The sequence below is a fragment of the Rahnella sp. ChDrAdgB13 genome (assembly GCF_017655185.1).
In the GTDB taxonomy this organism is placed as follows: Bacteria; Pseudomonadota; Gammaproteobacteria; order Enterobacterales; family Enterobacteriaceae; genus Rahnella; species Rahnella contaminans.
Genome location: NZ_JAEMGT010000192.1, coordinates 1 through 4,458, shown reverse-complemented (window position 1 = coordinate 4,458; position 4,458 = coordinate 1). Strand labels below are relative to the sequence as shown.

Here is a 4,458-nt window from a genome sequence, read left to right as displayed (position 1 = left end):
CGCTACAGGATCGAGAATGTGGTGATCTGATCCTGATTACGGCAAAAAGTTCGATTTATTCAACAAAGCCGTATTCAACCGCAAGGTCAGCCGGTGTGCCGTCATATTCTGCACGGCTGCGGGTCATTGGGGCCATCACCAGACGGTTGTTCAATATATATTTCCCGAGTTTGAATGGTGTAAATATTTTATCCATTTTTAATTTCCTGTGGCCTAATAATAAGTTATGTCGTTGAAATATGCTGCATTAATAAAAAGTAACAATAATGTAGATATTCAGCACGCTGACAAAACATATAAATAAATTCAAAGACACTTTATTTATAATGTCGAATTAATATAAAAACATTCCCGATAAAAGGGTGATAAAACATCCGGCGTGTTTTTTTGAAAAATTAAAATATTGTATTTCTCCGGTAATTGGAAAGAATACTGTTCAGCCCGTAATATTTTAGAAACACCCTTACAGGCGCGGGCGCATGTTTCCACTGAACATACCGCCACGAAACACTTTTGCAGCCGGGTCAGTAGTGAAAAGTACCATATCAGTGGTTTCCATCGCGGTGATAGTGTGAACTTCGTTGTCTTCGATAAGGATGCTTTCACCCGTACTAAGGGCAGTTTCACCAATTCGGGCCGCGCCCTCAAATACATATAACAGGCGCACTACGCTATCGTTCGGAACAGCCGGTAGCGTCAGCTCACCACCGCCAGCAAGTCGTGTGTCCTGTATCCACGTCTGAGAACGGAAAGTTAACGGCGCATTTTCAGGGCCGGCAATCAGCCGCCAGTTATTGTCACTGTAAGGCGTGCCGAAATCATGAAACTGCACCTGAGGTGTCAGGTTGGTTTCTGAGGGGCGAATGAAAATCTGCAGACATTGCATTGATTCACCTTTTTCACCCAGAATGCGTTCCTCATGCTGGAAGGTATGTCCGGCGTTCATGAGCATCAGTCGGGTATCAGTAATCTCTTCCTCATTACCGACCGTGTCCAGATGCAGCATTCTGCCTTTACGCATGTAAGTGAGAATTTCATCATCCTTATGAGGATGCATTGGAATTACCGTTCCCGCTTTTACGTTCGCCTGGTCAATACGACCAATTGCACCAATACCGCTGTCGTATGAATTCTGCACCATACCCGGCCAGAGGATATCGATGCCGAAACCGCCAGAACCATGTTGATGTTTACTGCTGTTTTCAATTTTAAACATTGTCGTTACTCTCCTGTCCGGGAGGGCAGACTCACACGGAAGGCGTAAAATCGCTTCCGCACGAGCCTGCTGGCTCATTCATTACTGGAAGGACTCCATCAATACCTGGACCAGTTTCTCGCCCTGAGGTGTTGCCCAGCTTCCTGCCAGCTCAGCAATCAGCTGGTTGGTTGTGGTGAGCGTAATGCCATTTTTGTCCATGCGGCGCAGCGCAATGTCATCAGCCATTTTGGTTGGCGAGGCACCGGCGTCAGCAACGACCTGCACGTCAAAGCCTGCTGTAACCAGTGTCAGTGCCGGGTATACCGTACAGACGTCATTGGTTACACCCGCAATAATCAGTTTCTTTCTGCCGGTGGCTTTAACCGCGGCGGCAAAGTTCTCATCGTCCATGGCGTTAACGATGCCCAGGCGCTTGATTCGTGCTTCAAACTCTTCCGGCAGAATGGTTTTCAGTTCTTCAACCAGCGGGCCCTGGGCATACTCTTCCATGCTTGAGGTCAGCACCACCGGCATATTCAGAATTGCAGCAGATTTGGCCAGCATCAGCGCATTACGTTTTAACTCTTCAAAAGGCATAGATTTTGCCCAGCCCATAGTGCCGACCTGATGGTCAATTAACAGCATGGCAGCGTTGTCAGCGGTGAATTTTTCAAAGCTCATGATATCTATCCTGTAAGTTATGGTTAAACACCTGATAAATAGAAACTTTTATCAGAATCAAGGCAGGGTTTTATTCATTTCTCCTGCGAATGATTAAAGTATAGCCTGTTACTTTTTGGTATAAATAGCTAATATCAGAATTGAATATTCCATCATTGGCACAATTAACATGGAACTACTTAACCATATGTCTTACTTTGTCGAGGTCGTCAAAGCACACAGTTTTCGTGGTGCTGCTGAGGCGCTCGGCATGCCTAATTCCACGCTGTCCCGTAAAATAAACGAGCTTGAAAAATTTATCGGCCTGAGGCTGTTACACAGGACGACACGTAAGATTGAACTGACCGAAGCCGGTCAGATTTATTACGAACGAAGCCGGCGTATCATTGATGAAGCGCGTCTGGCGCATGAACAGTTGGGTTCTCTCCTGGCTCAGCCACAGGGCATGCTGCGGGTCTCTTTACCGGCCGATTTTGCGGTGATTATTCTTGCTCCCTTTATTAAAGAATTTTCAGACTGTTATCCTGGTATCAGCTTCGATTTCGACTTAACGCCGAGAAACGTTGATTTGGTATCGGAGCCCTATGATCTGGCTGTTCGCATGGGGAGTCTGCCCGATTCCGGACTTATTGCGCGCAAGCTCGGGTCGCTTTCGCGCAGTCTTTACGCGTCCCCCGACTATTTAGTTCAGAATGGCAATCCGGGTAACCCAGATGAGCTGACGGATCATGAATGTATTGGTATGCGGCAGGATAAGCCCGGTTACTGGCACTTACATCGCGAAGAAAGCCGGATTAGCCTTAAAATTTCCGGACGCTTTCAGATGAACAGCATTGGTATGATGCGTCGTTTTGCCTCAATGGGAGCAGGCATCGCGATTTTACCTGACAAAATTGTCGGTGAAGACGTTGCGGACAATAAATTGACCCGGATATTGCCTGAATGGAAGGCGGACGCGGTCACGATTTATGCTCTGACTGAAACACGGCTGCTACCCGCGAAAACTCAGGTGTTTATTGAATTTATGCGTGAGAAACTGAGCGAGGAGGTGGGCTGACACGCCTTGTGTTGCTTCCTGTCATGCTCATCACTGTGACCGGGGGTTGATACTTCCCCCATCGGTCTGCTGGGGTATTTGCGGAGGGGCGGGTATTCATTCGTTTGTGCTGAGACAGACAAACGGCTCAAATCGATTGCAATCATCAGCATGTTTAATATTTTGTTTACTATTAATGCGATGTAGTTTCTTTGGCTCACATATCTTGATTTATTCCGGAGTTATCGGGGAAGATTTTGGTGTTTTACCCTAACGCTCAGCACGCAGTTGTTTGACCCATTTCGTCATCGTGGAAAGGCCAACTTTCATAGCCCTCAGCAGCGTCAAAGACGGTGTAATTTTGGTCGACAACCTACTGAGAGGATGCGCGTTTGAATTCAGGACTAAATTTCTTCTTTTCATTGGAGCACCTGTGTTGTTCTGGGGTGAGCATATCACCTCTGTTCAGGTGGCCAAATTCAGTAAACCACTACAGTTCCGATGAACTACACCGCGCAGGTCATAACTAGGTGCAATGACCACAGACGGCTTTAATCCTCGTTTTTAAACGGATGAGTTAGAATCATGGCCAGAATGTTCATCAGTGTTTGTTTATAACAGCCCTTTATCTGCTTCATCGTTGATGAACGACAGGGTGGACCGCTATTTATACGAAGGAAATAAGATGTTTTTGCCAGATTCAGGTTTTACAAAAACCGCATATCAATCGTCTTCACAAGCATGAATCGACAACTGTTTGTTTCTCTGGACGGGCCTAAGGGAACCGGTAAAACCACTCTGCTGGAAGCCATTACGAAAGTACTCAGGGCAGACAACAAGAAGGTAATCCGACTTTGCGAGAAAAAAAGTGATCCCTTCAGGGGGGAAACAATGGCTCTCGTTAACCGGCTCGCAAGAAATCCCTCCCTGGATTTAGAATTGGAGGTTTGTGCGCGCTTTGCGGATAGTCGTGCATGGATTTCCCAGGAAGTGCTGACTAAACAGCCACCGGACAGCATTATCTTGATGGATCGCTGGTACCCGTCGGATGCCGCGTTTCGCAGGATGGTGCCATTCGCAGAGATTTTGCAGCTTAATATTGAACGAAATGTGAGAACGCCAGACCTGCATGTCGGGGTTGTTACTGCGCCGGATATTTCATGGGCGAGAGCCGCGGCGCGGACGCGTGGGCTGAGTAGTACGGTGATTCATAATCTGGAAGAACATGTCGCTTGTACTCAAGCGTTCGAGCGGGAAATTGCCGGTCAGGGCTGGGTTTTATGCCGTAATGAAGGAACGATTGAAGACGCAACGAGGCAGGTGATCGTTGAGATTTACAACGCGCTTGGATGTTCTGCCGGCACCGGTTTAGCGTGCTGATCTTCCGGCGTATGCGCCAGTCATTACGGCAACCTGTTTCCACAAAAGCAAAAAGCCCGCTTAAGTTTCCTTAAGCGGGCTTTTCTAAATATGGCTCCTCTGACTGGGATCGCCTTCGCCAGTAACTGGCTAATAAACAAGCTAAACCTGAATTCCCTTTCTG

Annotated in this window: 5 protein-coding genes and 2 pseudogenes; 3 read left to right on the top strand and 4 right to left on the bottom strand. The window is 47.2% G+C overall.

Translation table 11 applies throughout. The features are described 5' to 3' along the window. Positions 1–55: 55 nt before the first annotated feature. The 3 genes from J8X26_RS26425 to J8X26_RS26415 form a co-directional block, all read right to left on the bottom strand. Entirely contained in the window at positions 56–196 is a 141-nt protein-coding gene (locus J8X26_RS26425; RefSeq protein WP_244370881.1) for a hypothetical protein, read from the bottom strand. Positions 197–463: 267 nt separating this feature from the next. Further along, complete coding sequence (locus J8X26_RS26420; RefSeq protein ID WP_208952501.1) at positions 464–1,216, bottom strand: pirin family protein; 753 nt, start codon at positions 1,214–1,216, stop codon at positions 464–466. Between the two features lie 81 nt (positions 1,217–1,297). After that, entirely contained in the window at positions 1,298–1,879 is a 582-nt protein-coding gene (locus tag J8X26_RS26415) for an isochorismatase family protein (protein ID WP_208952500.1), read from the bottom strand. Positions 1,880–2,066: 187 nt separating this feature from the next. Here J8X26_RS26415 and J8X26_RS26410 point away from each other — a divergent pair, with 187 nt between their 5' ends. Then, entirely contained in the window at positions 2,067–2,936 is an 870-nt protein-coding gene (locus J8X26_RS26410; protein ID WP_204902589.1) for a LysR family transcriptional regulator, read from the top strand. Between the two features lie 39 nt (positions 2,937–2,975). Then, positions 2,976–3,095 (top strand): annotated as a pseudogene (locus tag J8X26_RS28015) (alpha/beta hydrolase); the annotation flags it as partial. Positions 3,096–3,149: 54 nt separating this feature from the next. Here J8X26_RS28015 and J8X26_RS26405 read toward each other — a convergent pair. Continuing rightward, a pseudogene (locus J8X26_RS26405) lies at positions 3,150–3,369 on the bottom strand (transposase); the annotation flags it as partial. A gap of 287 nt (positions 3,370–3,656) precedes the next feature. Here J8X26_RS26405 and J8X26_RS26400 point away from each other — a divergent pair. Continuing rightward, complete coding sequence (locus J8X26_RS26400; RefSeq protein ID WP_208952499.1) at positions 3,657–4,295, top strand: dTMP kinase; 639 nt, start codon at positions 3,657–3,659, stop codon at positions 4,293–4,295. Positions 4,296–4,458 lie beyond the last annotated feature (163 nt).